This window comes from Dyella thailandensis, assembly GCF_050749815.1.
Taxonomy (GTDB): Bacteria; Pseudomonadota; Gammaproteobacteria; order Xanthomonadales; family Rhodanobacteraceae; genus Dyella_A.
The window spans coordinates 919570-936063 of the sequence record NZ_CP192735.1 but is presented as its reverse complement, the minus strand read 5'-3'; the positions used below and the strand labels follow the sequence as shown (position 1 = coordinate 936063).

Sequence of the window (16494 nt, the reverse complement as noted above, 5' to 3'; positions counted from 1 at the left end):
AACGGCCCGAGGCGACGCCTCCCGGCTGGCGCGGGGGTCGGCCCGACCCGATGGGCCTGTTAGACTTGCGGTTTTCACCGCGACGCCACATCTCGTCGCGAAAGCCGTTCCAAGGAGTACGCATGTCCCACGAAATCCTCAAGGCGCTCGGCCTTTCCGCCGAGCAGTCCGGCACGTATCTCGGCCAGGGCGAATGGTCCAAGACCACCGATGCGGGCACGCTGCGCCCGGTGAATCCGGCTACCGGCGAGGTGATTGCGGCGGTGCATGCCTCCAGCCAGGCCGACTACGAAACCATCGTTGCCCGCGCCCAGGCCGCCTTCAAGGTGTGGCGCACCACCCCCGCGCCGCGCCGCGGTGAGGCCGTGCGCCTGTGCGGCGAAGCGCTGCGCAAGCACAAGGACGCGCTTGGGAGCCTGGTTGCTCTGGAGATGGGCAAGATCAAGCCCGAGGGCGACGGCGAAGTGCAGGAGATGATCGACATCGCCGACTTCGCGGTGGGCCAGAGCCGCATGCTCTACGGCTACACCATGCATTCGGAGCGCCCCGGCCACCGCATGTACGAGCAGTACCAGCCGCTGGGCCTGGTCGGCATCATCTCGGCGTTCAACTTCCCGGTGGCAGTGTGGGCGTGGAACGCCATGCTGGCCGCCATCGCCGGCGACATCTGCATCTGGAAGCCCTCGCCGAAGGTGCCGCTGTCGGCGATCGCCACGATGAAGATCTGCAACGAGGCGCTGAAGGATGGCGGCTTCCCGGACATCTTCTTCCTGTTCAACGACGGCGGTAACGAGCTGGCGCAGAAGTTCGTCGACGACAAGCGCATCCCGCTGATCAGCTTCACCGGCTCGACCAAGGTCGGCCGCATGGTCGGCGAGCGCGTGGCGCACCGCATGGGCCGCTCGCTGCTGGAGCTGGGTGGCAACAACGCGATCATCCTGGACCAGAGCGCCGACCTGAAGCTGGCGATCCCGGGCATCGTGTTCGGCGCCGTCGGCACCGCCGGCCAGCGCTGCACCACCACCCGTCGCCTGTTCGTGCACAGCTCAATCTATGACACCGTGCTCGAGACCCTGGTCAAGGCGTACAAGCAGGTCGAGGGCAAGATCGGCGATCCGACCCTCTCGACCACGCTGATGGGTCCGCTGAACAGCCCCGAGGGCGTCAAGGCCTATCTGGCGGCCGTCGAGAAGGCCAAGGCCTCGGGCGGCACCATCGCCACCGGTGGTGCCGCGCTGACCGATCGCAAGGGCAACTTCGTGCTGCCGACCATCGTCACCGGCCTTAAGAACTCCGACGAAGTGGTGCAGTCGGAAACCTTCGCACCGATCCTCTACGTGATGCCGTTCGACAGCATCGATGAAGCCATCGAGATGCAGAACGACGTGCCGCAGGGCCTCTCTTCGGCGATCTTCACGCAGAACCTGAAGGTGGCCGAGCAGTTCCTGTCGGCGGCCGGCAGCGACTGCGGCATCGCCAACGTCAACATCGGCACCTCCGGCGCCGAGATCGGCGGCGCGTTCGGTGGCGAGAAGGAAACCGGCGGTGGTCGCGAATCCGGCTCGGATGCATGGAAGGTCTACATGCGTCGCCAGACCAACACCATCAACTACTCCGATTCGCTGCCGCTGGCCCAGGGCATCAAGTTCGACCTGTAAGCATGACCGGTGCGCGCGGACTCCTGGTCCGCGCGCACCGTAACCTTCTGCCCGAGGTTTGAGGGTTTCCGCGATGACCATGACGTCCGCCCCTCGCAGCACCAGCACCCTGGCCGTGGTCAGCCTGTGCTTCGGCATTGCCGGCTGGACCGTGCTGCCCTTCATCGGCGCGATCGTCGCCGTGATCTGCGGGCACCTCGCCCGCCGCGAGATCCGCCAGACCGTCTCCGAACCGCTCGATGGCGACGGCCTCGCCGTGACCGGGCTGGTGCTGGGTTATGCCCAGTTGGTTCTGAGCGTGATCGGCATGCTGTTCTTCTGGACCCTGCTGCTCGGGCTGTTCCACCTGGTCAGGCCATGATCGGGGTCGACAGCACCGAAGTTCCCTTTCGCCTCGACGGCTACCGCGTAGTGGTGGCCGGTGGCAGCCGCGGCATCGGCCGCAGCATTGCCCTCGCCTTCGCCCAGGCTGGCGCCGGAGTGTCGGTGTGCGCCCGCGGTGAGACCGCGCTCGCCGAGGTGGCGCAGGCGATTCGCGCCCAGGGTGTGGTCACCCACACGCAGTCCTGCGACCTGGCCGACGCGGCCGCCATCGACCAATACATCGCGGCGGCCGCCCGCGCGCTGGGCGGCATCGACGTGCTGGTGAACAACGCCACCGGCTACGGCTTCAGCGACGATGACGAGGGCTGGACCGCCAACTTCCACATCGACCTGCTGGCCGCCGTGCGGGCATCGCGTGCCGCCTTGCCGCACCTGCAGCGCAGCGCACACGCGAGCATCCTGCACACCAGCTCGATCGCCGCGCTGCGCCCGCGCGCCAGCGGTGCGCCCTATGCCGCGATCAAGGCGGCGCTGAGTCACTACACCTCTTCTCAGGCCCTTGCGCTGGCGGCCGATGGCATCCGCGTGAACGCCATCGCCCCCGGCTCCATCGCCTTCGACGATGGCCTGTGGGATCGACGCAAGCGCGACGATCCCTCGCTGTACGCCGCCACGCTGGCGAAGATCCCGTTCGGCCGCTTCGGCACGCCGGAGGAGATCGCCCACGCCGCGCTGTTCCTCGCCTCGCCCTGGGCCGGATGGATCACCGGCCAGACCCTCGCCGTGGACGGCGGCCAGATGCTCACCGGCTGAACCCATGTCCGACCTGCGCAGCACCGAACGCTTCAGCGACCGCGTCGCCGACTACGTGCGCTATCGCCCCGACTACCCGACCGCGCTGGTCGACTGGCTGCACCGCGAGCATGGCGTGGATGCGTCGTGGGACGTTGCCGACGTCGGCGCCGGCACCGGTATCTCGGCAAAGCTCTTTCTCGACGCCGGCCATCGTGTCACCGCCGTAGAGCCCAATGCGGCGATGCGCGCGGCCGCCGAGCAGTGGCTAGGTAGTCATCCGAACTTCCGCGCGGTGGACGGCCGCGCCGACGCCACCGGCCTGCCCGACGCCAGCGTCGCGCTGATCGTGGTGGCGCAGGCGTTCCACTGGTTCGACGAGGCGGCGACCCGCCGCGAGTTCGCGCGCATCCTACGCCCGGGCGGGCTGGCCACGATCGTCTGGAACACGCGGCACCTCGGCGGCACGCCGTTTCTCGAAGGCTATGAAGCGCTGCTGCAGCGCTACGGCACCGACTACACCAGCGTGGCCGAACGCTACGCCGATGAGCCGCGCATGCGCGCATGGTTCGGCCATGGCTTCCGCGGCACCGCCCGTTTCGACCACGGTCAGCGGCTGGATTTCGACGAGCTCAAGGGCCGCCTGATGTCCTCCTCCTACGCGCCCGCCCTCGGCCATCCGCAACACACACCGATGCTCGACGCGTTGCGCACGCTGTTCGATGCCACCGCGGTGGATGGCCGCATCGATTTCACCTACGACACCCGCGTCTACGTGGGCACCTTGAGCTGACGCATGTACTCCTATCTCCGCCCCCTACTGTTCGCGCTCGAGCCGGAAACCGCCCACGGCGCCACGCTGTACGCGCTGGACGTGGCCCATCGCAGCGAGCTGCTGCGCTTTGTCGCCAAGCCGCCGGCGGATTTTCCGGTGGACGCGTTCGGCTTGCGCTTCCCCAATCCGGTCGGGCTCGCCGCGGGGCTGGACAAGAATGCCGACCATCTCGATGCGCTCGGTGCGCTGGGCTTCGGCTTCGTCGAGGTCGGCACCACCACGCCGCGACCGCAGCCGGGCAACGACAAGCCGCGCATGTTCCGGCTTGCTGCGCACGAGGCGATCATCAACCGGCTTGGCTTCAACAACGCCGGCGTCGATGCGCTGGTGCGCAACGCGGAGAAATCGACCTACCGCGGCGTGCTCGGCATCAACATCGGCAAGAACAAGGACACGCCGAACGAGAAGGCGGTCGACGACTACCTGTTCTGCCTGGAGCGCGTCTACGCACGGGCCAGCTACGTCACGGTGAACATCTCCTCGCCCAACACGCAGGGCCTGCGCGACCTGCAGGAAGAGGAAACCCTGCGCCGCTTCATCGGCACCCTGCGCGAGGCGCAGGAGCGGCTCGGCGCCCAGCACGGCGCGCGCAAACCGATGCTGCTGAAAATCGCCCCGGATCTTGCCGAACCCGAACTGGACGCGATCGCCGAGGTGCTGCTGGCCAGCGGCGTGGACGGCGTGATCTGCACCAACACCACCGTCGACCACAGTGCGGTGGCCAGCGATCCACAATCGCAGCAAGCCGGCGGGCTGTCCGGTCGGCCGCTGATGGCCCGCGCCACCGCCGTGCAGCGCGGCATGGCCGAACGGCTCCAGGGCAAGGTCGGCATCATCGGCGTGGGCGGCATCCTGGAAGGCGACGACGCGGTGACCAAACTCGACGCCGGCGCCTCGCTGGTGCAGATCTACTCCGGCCTGATCTATCGCGGCCCAGCGCTGATCGCCGAGTGCGTCGAGGAAATCCGTCGCCAGCGCGGAGCCGCCGATGCCCGCTGACCACACCCTGCCCGCCCAGCGCATCGACATGGGCGGCTACGCGCTGATCGAAAACGCGCCGCTGGCCCACCGCAACACGCTGCGCGTGGCGGCCAAGGCGCACCTGCTGGCGGAGATCCGCGACGCCAGCAAGCTGCCCGAACTGCTCGCCTTCCCTGCCGTCAAAGGCGGCCCGGTGCTGGTGCTGGGCGAAGGCAGCAACGTGCTGTTCGCCGGCGACTACCCCGGCACCGTACTGGCGATGGCCACGCAGGGCGTGCAGGTGGAGGCGGATGGCGACACCGCCCGCGTCGCCGTAGCTGCGGGCGAGCGCTGGGACGACTTCGTGCGCTGGACGCTGGGCCAGGGCCTGGCCGGGCTGGAAAACCTGATCCTGATTCCCGGCACCGTCGGCGCCGCGCCGATCCAGAACATTGGCGCCTACGGCACCGAGGTGGCCGAGTTCATCGAGAGCGTGGAGGCGTGGGACACGCGCGAGCACCGGGTGGTGACGCTCGATCACACCGCCTGCGCGTTCGGTTACCGCGACTCGCTGTTCAAGCGCGAGCCGGGCCGCTACATCGTCACCGCCGTGCGCTTCGCGCTGCCGCGCAGCCACGAGCTGCGGCTGGACTATGCGGGCATCCGCGAAGAGCTGGAGCGCATGGGCGTGGCCAAGCCCGCATCGTTCCACGTGGCCGAGGCCGTGGTGCACCTGCGCTCGCGCAAGCTGCCGGACCCGGCCGTGATCGGCAACGCCGGCAGCTTTTTCAAGAACCCCATCGTCGACGCGGCCACCGGCGAAGCCTTGAAGCGCGCGCATCCCGAGCTGGTGGCCTGGCCCGGCAAGGATGGCCGCTGGAAGCTCTCCGCCGCCTGGCTGATCGAGGCCGCCGGCCTCAAGGGCCACCGCGAAGGCGATGCCGGCATCTCGCACCGCCACGCGCTGGTGCTGGTCAACCACGGCCACGCCAGTGGCCCCGAACTGTGGGCGCTGGCCCAGCAGGTGATCGCCCGCGTGCGCGACACCTTCGGAGTCACGCTGGAACCGGAGCCGGTCGTGATCGGCGGCTGACTGCGGGGCTTGCCCGACCGGCTGGCAGCAATTTTTACGCGATTTATATGGGGTAGCGCCGTTGCGCTACCCCTTTCTTATGGGCCGGTTCCTAGAGTGCGCGCCATCGCCATGATGGAGTCGCCCGCTTGGATATTCCCTACCTCCTGCTCGTCGCCGTGCTGGTCGTCCTGACCGCCGGCCTCGTACGCCTCTGCGACCGGCTCGGCCGGCGCTGAGCCGTTTCGTTCCCGCGATTTACCTGACGGAACCTGCCATGACCATCCTCTACGCACTGGCCGCTGCCCTCGCAGTGGCTGTCGCGGGCTACCTCTGCGTCGCCCTACTCAAGCCGGAGTGGTTCGAATGACCACCAACGACTATCTCCAGATCGCCCTGTTCCTGGGCGTGCTCCTGCTGCTGGTGAAACCGCTCGGCAGCTACATGGCATGCGTGTTCTCCGATTCCCCCAACCGCGTCACGCGGGTGGGCGCCGGGGTGGAGCGCGTGCTTTACCGCGTATGCGGCATCCGGCCCGAGGAGGACATGGGCTGGAAGCAGTACGCCTGGGCGATGCTGGTGTTCAACCTGATCGGCCTGCTGGCGGTGTACGCGCTGCAGCGCCTGCAGCTGTGGCTGCCGCTGAATCCCGCGCACATGGCCGCGGTGTCGCCGGACTCGGCGATGAACACCGCCATCAGCTTCGCCACCAACACCAACTGGCAGGGCTACGGCGGCGAGTCGACCATGAGCTACCTGACCCAGATGCTGGGCCTGGCGGTGCAGAACTTCCTCTCCGCCGCCACCGGCATCGCGGTGCTGATCGCGGTGATCCGCGGCTTCGTGCGCAAGAGCGCCGGCGGCCTGGGCAACTTCTGGGTCGATCTCACGCGCAGCACGCTGTATGTGCTGGTGCCGCTGTCGCTGCTGCTGACCCTGGTGCTGGTGTCGCAGGGCGTGGTGCAGAACTTCAAGCCCTACGCCGAGGTGCCGGTGCTGCAGACCACGCACTACACCGAGACCACCAAGGACGCCGCCGGCCACGACACCACGCGCGAGGTGCCGGTCACCACACAGACCCTGCCAATGGGCCCGGCCGCCTCGCAGATCGCGATCAAGCAGCTGGGCACCAACGGCGGCGGCTTCTTCAACGTGAACTCCGCACACCCGTTCGAGAATCCCACGCCGTTGAGCAATTTCTTGGAGGTGTTGGCGATCCTGCTGATTCCGGCGGCGCTCTGCTACACCTTCGGCAAGATGGTCGGCGACCGCCGCCAGGGTTGGGCGGTGCTGGCGGCGATGCTGGTGATCTTCGTGCCGCTGCTGCTGGTGTGCACCGGCGCCGAACAGGCCGGCAACCCCATGCTGCACGGGCTTGGGGTGGACCAGCACGCCTCGGCGCTGCAGGCCGGCGGCAACATGGAGGGCAAGGAGACGCGCTTCGGCATCGTCAATTCGACGATCTGGGCCACGGCCACCACGGCTGCCTCGAACGGCTCGGTCAATGCGATGCATGACTCATTCACGCCGATCGGCGGGCTCGTCCCGATGTGGTTGATCCAGCTCGGCGAGGTGATCTTCGGCGGCGTCGGCTCGGGCCTCTACGGCATGCTCGCGTTCGCCGTGGTGGCGGTGTTCATCGCCGGCCTGATGGTGGGTCGCACGCCCGAGTACCTCGGCAAGAAGATCGAGGCGCACGAGATGAAGATGGCCTCGATCGCCGTGCTGATTCCCTGCGCGCTGGTGGTGATCGGCACCGCCATCGCGGTGATGGTCCCGGCCGGGTTCGGCAGCGTGGCCAACCCCGGCGCGCACGGCTTCAGCGAGATGCTCTACGCCGTCAGCTCCGCGTCCAACAACAACGGCAGCGCTTTCGGCGGACTGTCGGTCAACACGCCGTTCTGGAACGTGTTGCTGGGCATCTGCATGTTCCTGGCCCGCTACCCGCTGATCGTGGCGATGCTCGCCATGGCCGGCTCGCTGGCGGCCAAGCGCAGCGTGCCGCCGTCGGCCGGCACGTTGCCCACCCACACGCCGCTGTTCGTCACGCTGCTGGCCTGCGTGGTGATCGTGATCGGCGCACTGACCTTCCTGCCGGCGCTGGCCCTCGGGCCGATCGTCGAATCTCTGCTGGGACACTGATCCATGACTTCGCACACGCATGCGACGAGCCAGTTCAACCGTGAGCTGGTGCTGGCTGCCGTCGCCGATTCTTTCCGCAAGCTCTCGCCGCGGCTGCAGTTCCGCAACCCGGTGATGTTCGTGGTGTTCCTGTGCAGCCTGTTCACCACCGGCCTGTGGGTGCAGGCGCTGGCCGGCCACGGCGAGGCGCCGACCGGCTTCATCTTCGCCGTGAGCCTGTGGCTGTGGTTCACCCTGCTGTTCGCCAACTTCGCCGAAGCGCTGGCCGAGGGCCGCGGCAAGGCGCAGGCCGATGCGCTGCGCAGCTCGCGCAAGGACGTGCTGGCCAAGAAGCTGGCCGCACCACAGCGCGATGCGGCGGTGACCCTGATGTCCTCGGCCGACCTGCGCGCCGGTGACGTGGTGCTGGTGCAGGCGGGCGACATCCTCCCCGGCGACGGCGAGGCCATCGTGGGCGCCGCCAGCGTCAACGAAAGCGCGATCACCGGCGAATCCGCACCGGTGATCCGCGAGGCCGGCGGCGATCGCAGCGCCGTCACCGGTGGCACCCAGTTGCTGTCGGACTGGCTGGTGGTGCGCATCACCCGCAACCCGGGCGAAACCTTCCTCGACCGCATGATCGCGATGGTCGAGGGCGCAGCACGACGCAAGACGCCGAACGAGATCGCGCTGACCATCCTGCTGGCGAAGTTCACCCTGATCTTCCTGCTCGCCTGCGTCACCCTGCTGCCGTACTCCATCTACAGCGTGCAGGCGGCCGGCAGCGGCCATCCGATCACCCTCACCGTGCTGGTGGCGCTACTGGTGTGCCTGATCCCCACCACCATCGGCGCACTGCTCTCGGCGATCGGCATCGCCGGCATGGATCGGATGATTCGCGCCAACGTCATCGCCACCTCCGGCCGCGCGGTGGAAGCCGCCGGCGACGTCGACGTGCTGCTGCTGGATAAGACCGGCACGATCACGCTGGGCAACCGCCAGGCGGTCGCCTTCGCGCCGGCGCCGGGTATCGACGAGCGGGTGCTGGCCGAGTCGGCGCAGCTTGCCTCGCTGGCCGATGAAACTCCGGAAGGCCGCAGCGTAGTGATGCTGGCGCGCGAGCGGCACGGTCTGGAGCCGCGCACGCCGACGGAGGGCGACGCGCAGTTCGTGCCTTTCACCGCGCAGACCCGCATGAGCGGCGTGGACATCGATGGCCGAAGCATCCGCAAGGGCGCGCTCGATGCCGTGGAGCGCCACCTCACCGCGCAGGGCAGCCAGTTGCCACCGGCCGTCAAGCGCATCGCCGAGGAAATCGCCCGCCGCGGCGCCACTCCATTGATCGTCACCGACGGTGCGCTCGCGCTGGGCGTGATCGAGCTCAAGGACATCGTGAAAAGCGACATCAAGGAGCGCTTCGCCGAGATGCGCGCGATGGGCATCAAGACCATCATGATCACCGGCGACAACCCGCTCACCGCCGCAGCGATCGCCGCCGAGGCCGGCGTGGACGACTTCCTCGCCGAAGCCACGCCGGAAGCCAAGCTCGGGCTGATCCGCGAGATCCAGGCCGAAAACCGCCTGGTGGCGATGTGCGGCGACGGCACCAACGACGCCCCGGCGCTGGCCCAGGCCGACGTGGCGGTGGCGATGAACACCGGCACCCAGGCGGCCAAGGAAGCCGGCAACATGGTCGACCTGGATTCCAACCCGACCAAGCTGATCGAAGTGGTGGAGATCGGCAAGCAGATGCTGATCACCCGCGGCGCATTGACCACGTTCTCCATCGCCAACGACATCGCCAAGTACTTCGCGATCATCCCGGCCGCTTTCGCCACCACCTACCCCGCGCTCAACGCGCTCAACGTGATGCACCTGGCCACGCCGCAGAGCGCGATTCTCTCGGCGGTGATCTTCAACGCGCTGATCATCATTTTCCTGATCCCGCTGGCGCTCAAGGGCGTGAAGTACCGCGCGCTCGGCGCCGGTGCGCTGCTGCGCCGCAACCTGCTGGTGTACGGCCTGGGCGGCGTCATCGTGCCGTTCCTGGGCATCAAGCTGATCGACGTGCTGCTGGTGCTGCTCGGCCTGGCCTGAGGCCTGGCGCGCAGGGCCCGGCGGTCGCCGGGCCCGCTCAACCCACTGACGGAAACCTCGTCATGCATACCCTGAAAGTCTCTGTTTCCTTCCCCGATGACACGCACGACGACGTGCAGCTGAAGCTGTCGGCCGATGAGCTCGATGGCGGCGTGGTGATCGCGCTGCCGGTGCGCACGCCGCGCGCCGGCACGTCGTCCCTGCCGGCCACGGCGCCCGCGCCGAGCGTCAGCGACGACTACGAGCTGGGCGGCTACGCCGGCATCTGATCGCATCCCATTCCCCCGTGCGTCGCACCTCCAACACGCGACGCGGAGTCCATCATGAAACTGCGTTACCTCACTGCCTCCACGGCCCTCCTCTCGCTGGTCTGCGCCGGTGCCGCCGCACAGCAGGCCCCGGCAAACCCGGTCACCGGCAACGTCGCCGTTACCTCCGACTACATGTTCCGCGGACTCACCCAGACCTGGGGCCGCCCGGCCATCCAGGGCGGCGCCGACTACACGAACCCGAACGGTTTTGCCGCCGGCTTCTGGGGCTCGAGCATCAGCGAGCGCAGCTACCCCGGCGGCGCCATGGAGCTGGATCTTTACGCCAGTTACGGTCAGGCCATCAACAGCGACTGGTCCTGGCGCGTGGGCGTGTACGGCTACGTCTACCCCGGCGCCAACCTCGACCAGGCTGGCCTGCCCTCGCGCTCGCTCAACACCGCCGAGGCGAACGCCGCGCTGAGCTGGAAGCAGTTCACCCTGAAGTACAACCGTGCGCTCACCGACTATTTCGGCGTGGACACCGAGCAGGGCTATACCGGCGATTCGAAGGGCACCGACTACCTGCAGCTGGATGCCAGCTTCCCGCTGACCGATGCCTGGAGCCTGGCCCTGCATGCCGGCCATACGCACTACACCACCACGCTGGCGACACCGCTGGCCAATGACGCGCGCAGCCCGAGCTACAGCGACTTCGGCGCCACACTGAAATACCAGCTCGACCCGCACTGGTCGATCAGCGGCGGCATCACCCATGCCACCAACGCCGACTTCTACCGTCGTACCGCCAGCTTCCTCGACGCCAACGACACCCGCAACGTCGGCGGCAGCCGCGGTTTCGTGATGCTGCAGGGCACGTTCTAGTGCGGTCGATCTTTCATCGCTGAATGCACCACGTGGCCCGCTGTGGCCACACTTTCCAACCAAGCGAGCATTCCCATGTTCAAGCTACTGCGCCAATCCTTCCTTATGCTGCTGGTGATGACCGTGATCACCGGCGTGCTGTATCCGCTGGCCGCCACCGGCCTGTCCCGGCTCGCCTTCGCCCACCAGGCCGACGGCAGCCTGATCACGCGCGACGGCAAGCCGGTCGGCTCGGCGCTGATCGGGCAGTCGTTCGACGACCCGCGCTATTTCTGGGGCCGTCCGTCGGCCACCGCGCCCAACCCCTACAATGGCGGCGCATCGTCCGGCTCGAACCAGGGGCCGACCAACCCGGCCCTGGTCGATGCGGTGAAGCAGCGCATCGCCGCACTGCAGGGTGCCGACCCAGGCAACCACGCGCCGGTGCCGGTGGATCTGGTGACGGCCTCGGGCAGCGGGCTCGATCCGCAGATCAGCCCGGCCGCGGCGCAGTACCAGGTGGCGCGGGTGGCGCGGCTCCGCCGGCTCGACGTGACACAGGTGCAGGCGCTGGTGAGCGCGCACACGCAGGGGCGGCAGCTCGGCGTGCTGGGCGAGCCCCGCGTGAACGTGCTCGAACTCAATCTGGCGCTGGATGCACTCGCCAGGCGCTGATCCTTCCATCCGCCCTGTCACCGACGAGACACGACGATGACCGATTCCTCGCGTGACGCCCGCGCCGACGCCCTGCTGCATGCCACGCAGAGCGCGGACCAGCACCGGCTGAAGATCTTCCTTGGCGCCGCCCCGGGCGTGGGCAAGACCTTCGCGATGCTCTCGGCCGCACGCGAGCTGAAACGGCAAGGTGTGGACGTGGTGGTCGGCCTGGTAGAGACCCACGGCCGGGCCGAAACCGCGGCGCTGCTGGAGGGCCTGGAAGTGCTGCCGCGGCGCACCGTGCAGCAGCACGAACGCGAGTTCACCGAGTTCGATCTCGACGCCGCGCTGGCGCGGCGTCCGGCGGTGCTGCTGGTCGACGAACTGGCCCATACCAACCTGCCCGGCGGCCGTCACACGCGCCGCTGGCAGGACATCGCCGAACTGCTCGACGCCGGCATTGAGGTCTACACCGCGCTCAACGTGCAGCATCTGGAGAGCCGCAACGACCAGGTGCGCCGGATCACCGGCATCACCGTGCGCGAGACCGTGCCCGATGCATTCCTAGACCGCGCGCGCGACATCGTGCTGGTCGACCTGCCGCCGCGCGAGCTGATCGGCCGACTCAAGCAGGGCAAGGTCTACGTGCCGGAAACCGCGGCGGCGGCGCTCAACGCCTTCTTCTCGCCGACCAACCTGGCCGCGCTGCGCGAGCTGGCGGTGGAAACCATCGCCGGCCACGTCGACAGCGACCTGCGCGAGCACATGCTCGCCCGCGGCACGGCGATGCCGGTGCGCCGGCACGTGCTGGCGGCGATCGACGGCTACGGCCAGAGCGACTACCTGGTGCGCGTGGCCCGCCGCATCGCCGAGCGGCGCGGCGCACCGTGGAGCGTCGCCTTCGTCGACACCGGCGCAACGCTGGACCCGGCTCGCCGCGAACGGCTCGACGCCGCCATGCGACTGGCCGAGCGGCTGGGCGGCGAGACGATCATCCTGCGCGGTCACGTGATTGCCGACGAACTGCTCGCCCATGCCGATCGCGAGGGCGTGGGCCAGATCATCCTCGGGCGTACCCGCGAGCGGCCGATCGCGCGCCTGCTCGGCATCTCGCTCACCCAGCAGCTGCTGCGCCGCGGTGCGCACATGGAGCTGACCATCATCGCCACGCCGGCGGAGCGCGCCCAGGCGCGCCGGCGGCGGAGCACCCGCGCACGCGGATCACGCAGCGACTATGGCTACGCCACCCTGGCCGCCGGCATCGCCTTCATGGCCGCCTTTGTCGCGGACCGCTACCTGTCGGTGGCCAACCTATCGCTGATCTTCCTCATCGCCGTGCTGGCGGTGGCGGTGCGCACACGCATGGCGGTGGCCGTCTATACGGCCGTGCTGTGCTTCCTCGGCTACAACTTCTTCTTCGCGCCGCCGCGCTACACTCTGGTGATCGCCAACGCCGACGACGTGCTGGCGGTGACCCTGTTCCTGGTCACTGCGCTGGTGTGCAGCCGGCTGGCCACCCGACTGTCCAGCCAGGTGGCCTCGCTGCGCGACGCACAGGTGCGCGCACGCGCACTGCTGCGCCTGGGCCAGCAACTGGCGGCCAGCACCGACGCCGAGGCCGTGCGCGAGGCCGGCGCCCAGGCGCTGGCCCAGGCGCTGGGCGCCCACGCCGCGCTGCTCGTGCGCGATACCGACCAGCGCCTGCAGCCCGCCGCCAGCGCGCCACGCAGCTTCGCTCTGAGCCACCAGGATCAGGCGGCCGCCGACTGGTGCGAGCGCCACGCCGAGGCCGCCGGCCGCCATACCGACACGCTCAACGGCGCCGCCTGCTGGATGCTGCCGCTGGGCACCGAGGATCATCGTCTCGGCGTGGCGGCGCTTCGCTTCGACGACCCGGCCGCGCTGAACCCCGACCGACGCAGCCTCGCCTTGGCGATGGTGCAGGACATCGGCCGTGCGCTGGAACGCGCGCGGCTCGCCGATGCGCTGGAGGGCGCCCGCGTGCAGGGCGAAACCGAACGCCTGCGCAGCGCGCTGCTGTCGTCCGTCTCGCACGACCTGCGCTCGCCACTGGCCTCGATGATCGGCGCCGCCGGCACCCTGGTGAGCTACGAGGACAAGCTGCCGACAACCGAGCGGCGCGAGCTGCTGGCGTCGATCCTCGGCGAGGGCCAGCGACTGGATCGCTACATCCAGAACCTGCTCGACATGACCCGCCTGGGCCACGGCACGCTCAAGCTCAACCGCGACTGGACCGACAGCGCGGAGATCGTCGGCGCCGCGCTGGGCCGCCTGCGCAAGTTGTTTCCCGACCTGCGCGTGGAAACCGACGCGCCGCGCGACCCGGTGCTGATGTACGTGCATCCGGCACTGATCGAGCAGGCGCTGTTCAACATCCTGGAGAACGCCGCGCGCTTCTCGCCGCCGAACGAGCCGGTGCGCATCACCGTGCACGTCGCCGACGAGCGCCTGCTGATCGACGTGGCCGACCGCGGCCCGGGCATTCCCGAGGACGAACGCGCGCGCATCTTCGACATGTTCTATTCGGTAGCCCGCGGCGACCGCGCCCCGCAGGGAACCGGCCTGGGGCTGGCGATCTGCCGCGGCATGATCGGCGCGCACGGCGGCAGCGTAGAGGCGCTGCCGGGCGATGGCGTGGGCACGGTGATCCGGATCAGCCTGCCGATGTCGGAACTGCCCAAAAGCGACGACTGAGCACGAAGGCTGACCCGGATCGATCGCCTCAGCGACGCGCCTTGGACAGCAGGCGCAGGATTTCCATGTACAGCCACACCAGCGTGACCATCAGCGCGAACGCGCCGAACCACTCCATGTACTTCGGCGCGCCCTGCGCCGCGCCGCGCTCGATCATGTCGAAATCGAGCACCAGATTGAGCGCGGCCAGGCCCACCACCAGCAGGCTGACGCCGATGCCCATGGCGCCGGATTCGTGGATGAAGGGGATCTGGATGCTGGTGAACGCGCGCAGGCCGATGTCCACCAGGTAGAGCAGCATGATGCCGCCGGTGGCCGCCACCACGCCCATGCGGAACTTGTCGGTGACCTTGATTACCCCGGTGCGGTAGAGCAGCAGCATCGCCGCCAGCACGCCCACGGTGAGCATGATCGCCTGCAGCACGATGCCCGGGAACCGCAGTTCCATGAAGGCGGAGATGCCGCCGAGCGCGAAGCCTTCGGCAATCGCGTAGAGCGGCGCGGTGATGCCGGACCAGCGCGGCGCGAAGCTCGACACCATGGCCAGCGCGAAGCCCACCAGCAAGCCGCCCCACAGGAACGGCGACACCGCCGCCATCGCCGCCTGCAGGTTGCCGTCGGCAGCGGCTTCGGCGAAGCGGTTCCAGGTCCAGCTGCCGGTCACCACGGCCAGCAGCAGCAACAGGCCGGTCTTGGCGATGGTGCCGTTCATGGTCATCCGCTCGCCCGCGGCGAACGGGCCCTGGAAGACCTTTTCTTTCAGGACGGGATTGCTCGAACGCATGGGTGACTCCTTGGGGTCGCAGGTCACGCGGGGTGACCGGTCCGGTCATGCTAACCCGTGCCCACGACGGCGTCACCGCGCCCGCGGCGGCTCCAGATCGGGCAGGAACACGGTGATCAGCCCCATCAGCGGCAGATAGGCGCAGAGCCGGTAGACGTAGGCGATGCCGTGCGCGTCGGCCAGGTTGCCGAGCACCGCCGCACCGATGCCGCCCATGCCGAAGGCGAGGCCGAAGAACAGACCCGAGACCATGCCCACGCGTCCGGGAATCAGCTCCTGCGCATACACCAGGATGGCCGAGAACGCCGAGGCCAGGATCAGCCCGATCACCACCGACAGCACGCCGGTCCATGCCAGGCCCACGTGCGGCAGCAACAGGGTGAACGGCGCCACGCCGAGGATGGACACCCAGATCACCCACTTGCGTCCGATGCGGTCGCCCACCGGGCCGCCGATCAGACCGCCGGCGGCCACGGCGACGAGAAACGCGAACAGGTGCACCTGCGCACTCTGCACCGACACGCCGAACGTGTGGATCAGGTAGAACGTGTAGTAGCTACTCAGGCTGGCCAGGTAGAAGTACTTCGAGAAGATCAGCAGGCCCAGGATGGCCAGCGCGCCGACCACCCGCGACCGCGGTAGAACAGCGACGGACGCCCGCACGACCGCCCGGCCGCGCGCCACGTGATGCTCGCCATACCAGCGCCCCACCTGCAGCAGCACCACGATCGCCAGCAGCGCGACCAGCGAGAACCAGGCTACGCTGCCGCGCCCGTGCGGCACGATGATCCACGCCGCCAGCAATGGACCGAGCGAGGCGCCAGCGTTGCCGCCTACCTGAAACACCGATTGCGCCAGCCCGTGCCGCCCGCCCGACGCCAGCCGGGCAACCCGCGAGGATTCGGGATGGAAAATCGCCGAGCCGGTACCGACCAGCGCGGCGGCCAGCAGCAACAGCGCAAAGCTGGGCGCCACCGACAGCAGCAACAGCCCCAGCAGGGTGAAGCCCATGCCCACCGGCAGCGAGTACGGCATCGGCCGGCGGTCGGTGACCATGCCGACCAGCGGCTGCAGCAACGAGGCGGTGATCTGGTAGGTCAGCGTGATCAGGCCGATCTGGGTGAAGCTCAAGTGGAAGCCTTCCTTCAGCAGCGGATAGATCGCCAGGATCAGCGACTGGATCATGTCGTTGAGCATGTGGGCGAAGCTGATGCCGCCGAGCACCGCGACGGCAGGGCCGTCGGATGCACGCGGCACGCTCGCGGCGGCGACGGCCTCGGAAGGCGGCAGGGGCGCATCGTCGGCACGAATGTCCATTGGCAGGGCTCGGGGAGTGGCGGGTCGTTGCATGACCGGGGCGGCCACTT

The 16494-nt window shown here is 68.7% G+C and carries 15 protein-coding genes; 13 read left to right on the top strand and 2 right to left on the bottom strand.

The features are described from left to right. Nucleotides 1-122: 122 nt before the first annotated feature. From amaB to ACQVBX_RS04145, 13 genes are all read left to right on the top strand, one after another. Nucleotides 123-1658 (top strand): L-piperidine-6-carboxylate dehydrogenase, encoded by a 1536-nt coding sequence (gene amaB, locus ACQVBX_RS04205; RefSeq protein ID WP_431636653.1) that lies wholly within the window; start codon nucleotides 123-125, stop codon nucleotides 1656-1658. Nucleotides 1659-1737: 79 nt separating this feature from the next. After that, nucleotides 1738-2019 (top strand): DUF4190 domain-containing protein, encoded by a 282-nt coding sequence (locus tag ACQVBX_RS04200; protein WP_431638107.1) that lies wholly within the window; start codon nucleotides 1738-1740, stop codon nucleotides 2017-2019. Further along, entirely contained in the window at nucleotides 2016-2795 is a 780-nt protein-coding gene (locus ACQVBX_RS04195; RefSeq protein WP_431636652.1) for an SDR family NAD(P)-dependent oxidoreductase, read from the top strand. The genes ACQVBX_RS04200 and ACQVBX_RS04195 overlap by 4 nt, the downstream gene beginning before the upstream one ends. Nucleotides 2796-2799: 4 nt before the next feature. Beyond that, complete coding sequence (locus ACQVBX_RS04190) at nucleotides 2800-3567, top strand: class I SAM-dependent methyltransferase (protein ID WP_431636651.1); 768 nt, start codon at nucleotides 2800-2802, stop codon at nucleotides 3565-3567. Between the two features lie 3 nt (nucleotides 3568-3570). Next, nucleotides 3571-4608, top strand: coding sequence for a quinone-dependent dihydroorotate dehydrogenase (locus ACQVBX_RS04185; protein ID WP_431636650.1), 1038 nt, complete (start codon nucleotides 3571-3573; stop codon nucleotides 4606-4608). Between the two features lie 28 nt (nucleotides 4609-4636). Beyond that, complete coding sequence (gene murB, locus ACQVBX_RS04180; RefSeq protein ID WP_431638106.1) at nucleotides 4637-5662, top strand: UDP-N-acetylmuramate dehydrogenase; 1026 nt, start codon at nucleotides 4637-4639, stop codon at nucleotides 5660-5662. Nucleotides 5663-5918: 256 nt separating this feature from the next. Continuing rightward, entirely contained in the window at nucleotides 5919-6011 is a 93-nt protein-coding gene (kdpF, locus tag ACQVBX_RS04175; protein WP_431636649.1) for a K(+)-transporting ATPase subunit F, read from the top strand. Beyond that, on the top strand, nucleotides 6008-7783 hold the full coding sequence (gene kdpA, locus ACQVBX_RS04170; protein WP_431636647.1) for a potassium-transporting ATPase subunit KdpA: 1776 nt from the start codon (nucleotides 6008-6010) through the stop codon (nucleotides 7781-7783). The genes kdpF and kdpA overlap by 4 nt, the downstream gene beginning before the upstream one ends. 3 nt (nucleotides 7784-7786) lie before the next feature. After that, the gene (gene kdpB, locus ACQVBX_RS04165; RefSeq protein ID WP_431636646.1) at nucleotides 7787-9859 is read left to right on the top strand and encodes a potassium-transporting ATPase subunit KdpB; all 2073 of its coding nucleotides are present in this window, start codon (nucleotides 7787-7789) and stop codon (nucleotides 9857-9859) included. 62 nt (nucleotides 9860-9921) lie between these two features. Continuing rightward, the gene (locus ACQVBX_RS04160; protein ID WP_431636645.1) at nucleotides 9922-10128 is read left to right on the top strand and encodes a hypothetical protein; all 207 of its coding nucleotides are present in this window, start codon (nucleotides 9922-9924) and stop codon (nucleotides 10126-10128) included. Nucleotides 10129-10182: 54 nt separating this feature from the next. Beyond that, entirely contained in the window at nucleotides 10183-10992 is an 810-nt protein-coding gene (locus ACQVBX_RS04155) for a TorF family putative porin (RefSeq protein WP_431636644.1), read from the top strand. Nucleotides 10993-11067: 75 nt separating this feature from the next. Beyond that, a complete protein-coding gene (gene kdpC / locus ACQVBX_RS04150; RefSeq protein ID WP_431636643.1) occupies nucleotides 11068-11646 on the top strand; it encodes a potassium-transporting ATPase subunit KdpC in 579 nt (192 codons plus the stop codon). A 36-nt stretch (nucleotides 11647-11682) separates the two neighbouring features. Next, on the top strand, nucleotides 11683-14343 hold the full coding sequence (locus ACQVBX_RS04145) for an ATP-binding protein (protein WP_431636642.1): 2661 nt from the start codon (nucleotides 11683-11685) through the stop codon (nucleotides 14341-14343). A gap of 28 nt (nucleotides 14344-14371) precedes the next feature. On the opposite strand, the gene ACQVBX_RS04140 is transcribed toward ACQVBX_RS04145, so the two are convergent. Together ACQVBX_RS04140 and ACQVBX_RS04135 are read right to left on the bottom strand one after the other, a co-directional pair. Further along, nucleotides 14372-15127 (bottom strand): Bax inhibitor-1/YccA family protein, encoded by a 756-nt coding sequence (locus tag ACQVBX_RS04140; RefSeq protein WP_431636641.1) that lies wholly within the window; start codon nucleotides 15125-15127, stop codon nucleotides 14372-14374. 72 nt (nucleotides 15128-15199) lie between these two features. Continuing rightward, nucleotides 15200-16444 carry an MFS transporter gene (locus ACQVBX_RS04135; RefSeq protein ID WP_431636640.1) on the bottom strand — a complete coding sequence of 415 codons (1245 nt, stop codon included), beginning with the start codon at nucleotides 16442-16444 and terminating at the stop codon, nucleotides 15200-15202. Nucleotides 16445-16494: the final 50 nt, after the last annotated feature.

What these genes read in the sequence shown, in the direction of transcription:
- ACQVBX_RS04155 (WP_431636644.1), top strand. Translation starts at nt 10,183, where the DNA reads ATGAAACTGCGTTACCTCACTGCCTCCACGGCCCTCCTCTCGCTGGTC.
- amaB (WP_431636653.1), top strand. Translation starts at nt 123, where the DNA reads ATGTCCCACGAAATCCTCAAGGCGCTCGGCCTTTCCGCCGAGCAGTCC.
- kdpF (WP_431636649.1), top strand. Translation starts at nt 5,919, where the DNA reads ATGACCATCCTCTACGCACTGGCCGCTGCCCTCGCAGTGGCTGTCGCG.
- ACQVBX_RS04135 (WP_431636640.1), bottom strand. Translation starts at nt 16,444, where the DNA reads ATGGACATTCGTGCCGACGATGCGCCCCTGCCGCCTTCCGAGGCCGTC.
- kdpB (WP_431636646.1), top strand. Translation starts at nt 7,787, where the DNA reads ATGACTTCGCACACGCATGCGACGAGCCAGTTCAACCGTGAGCTGGTG.
- ACQVBX_RS04145 (WP_431636642.1), top strand. Translation starts at nt 11,683, where the DNA reads ATGACCGATTCCTCGCGTGACGCCCGCGCCGACGCCCTGCTGCATGCC.
- ACQVBX_RS04190 (WP_431636651.1), top strand. Translation starts at nt 2,800, where the DNA reads ATGTCCGACCTGCGCAGCACCGAACGCTTCAGCGACCGCGTCGCCGAC.
- ACQVBX_RS04195 (WP_431636652.1), top strand. Translation starts at nt 2,016, where the DNA reads ATGATCGGGGTCGACAGCACCGAAGTTCCCTTTCGCCTCGACGGCTAC.
- murB (WP_431638106.1), top strand. Translation starts at nt 4,637, where the DNA reads ATGGGCGGCTACGCGCTGATCGAAAACGCGCCGCTGGCCCACCGCAAC.
- ACQVBX_RS04185 (WP_431636650.1), top strand. Translation starts at nt 3,571, where the DNA reads ATGTACTCCTATCTCCGCCCCCTACTGTTCGCGCTCGAGCCGGAAACC.
- ACQVBX_RS04160 (WP_431636645.1), top strand. Translation starts at nt 9,922, where the DNA reads ATGCATACCCTGAAAGTCTCTGTTTCCTTCCCCGATGACACGCACGAC.
- kdpC (WP_431636643.1), top strand. Translation starts at nt 11,068, where the DNA reads ATGTTCAAGCTACTGCGCCAATCCTTCCTTATGCTGCTGGTGATGACC.
- kdpA (WP_431636647.1), top strand. Translation starts at nt 6,008, where the DNA reads ATGACCACCAACGACTATCTCCAGATCGCCCTGTTCCTGGGCGTGCTC.
- ACQVBX_RS04200 (WP_431638107.1), top strand. Translation starts at nt 1,738, where the DNA reads ATGACGTCCGCCCCTCGCAGCACCAGCACCCTGGCCGTGGTCAGCCTG.
- ACQVBX_RS04140 (WP_431636641.1), bottom strand. Translation starts at nt 15,127, where the DNA reads ATGCGTTCGAGCAATCCCGTCCTGAAAGAAAAGGTCTTCCAGGGCCCG.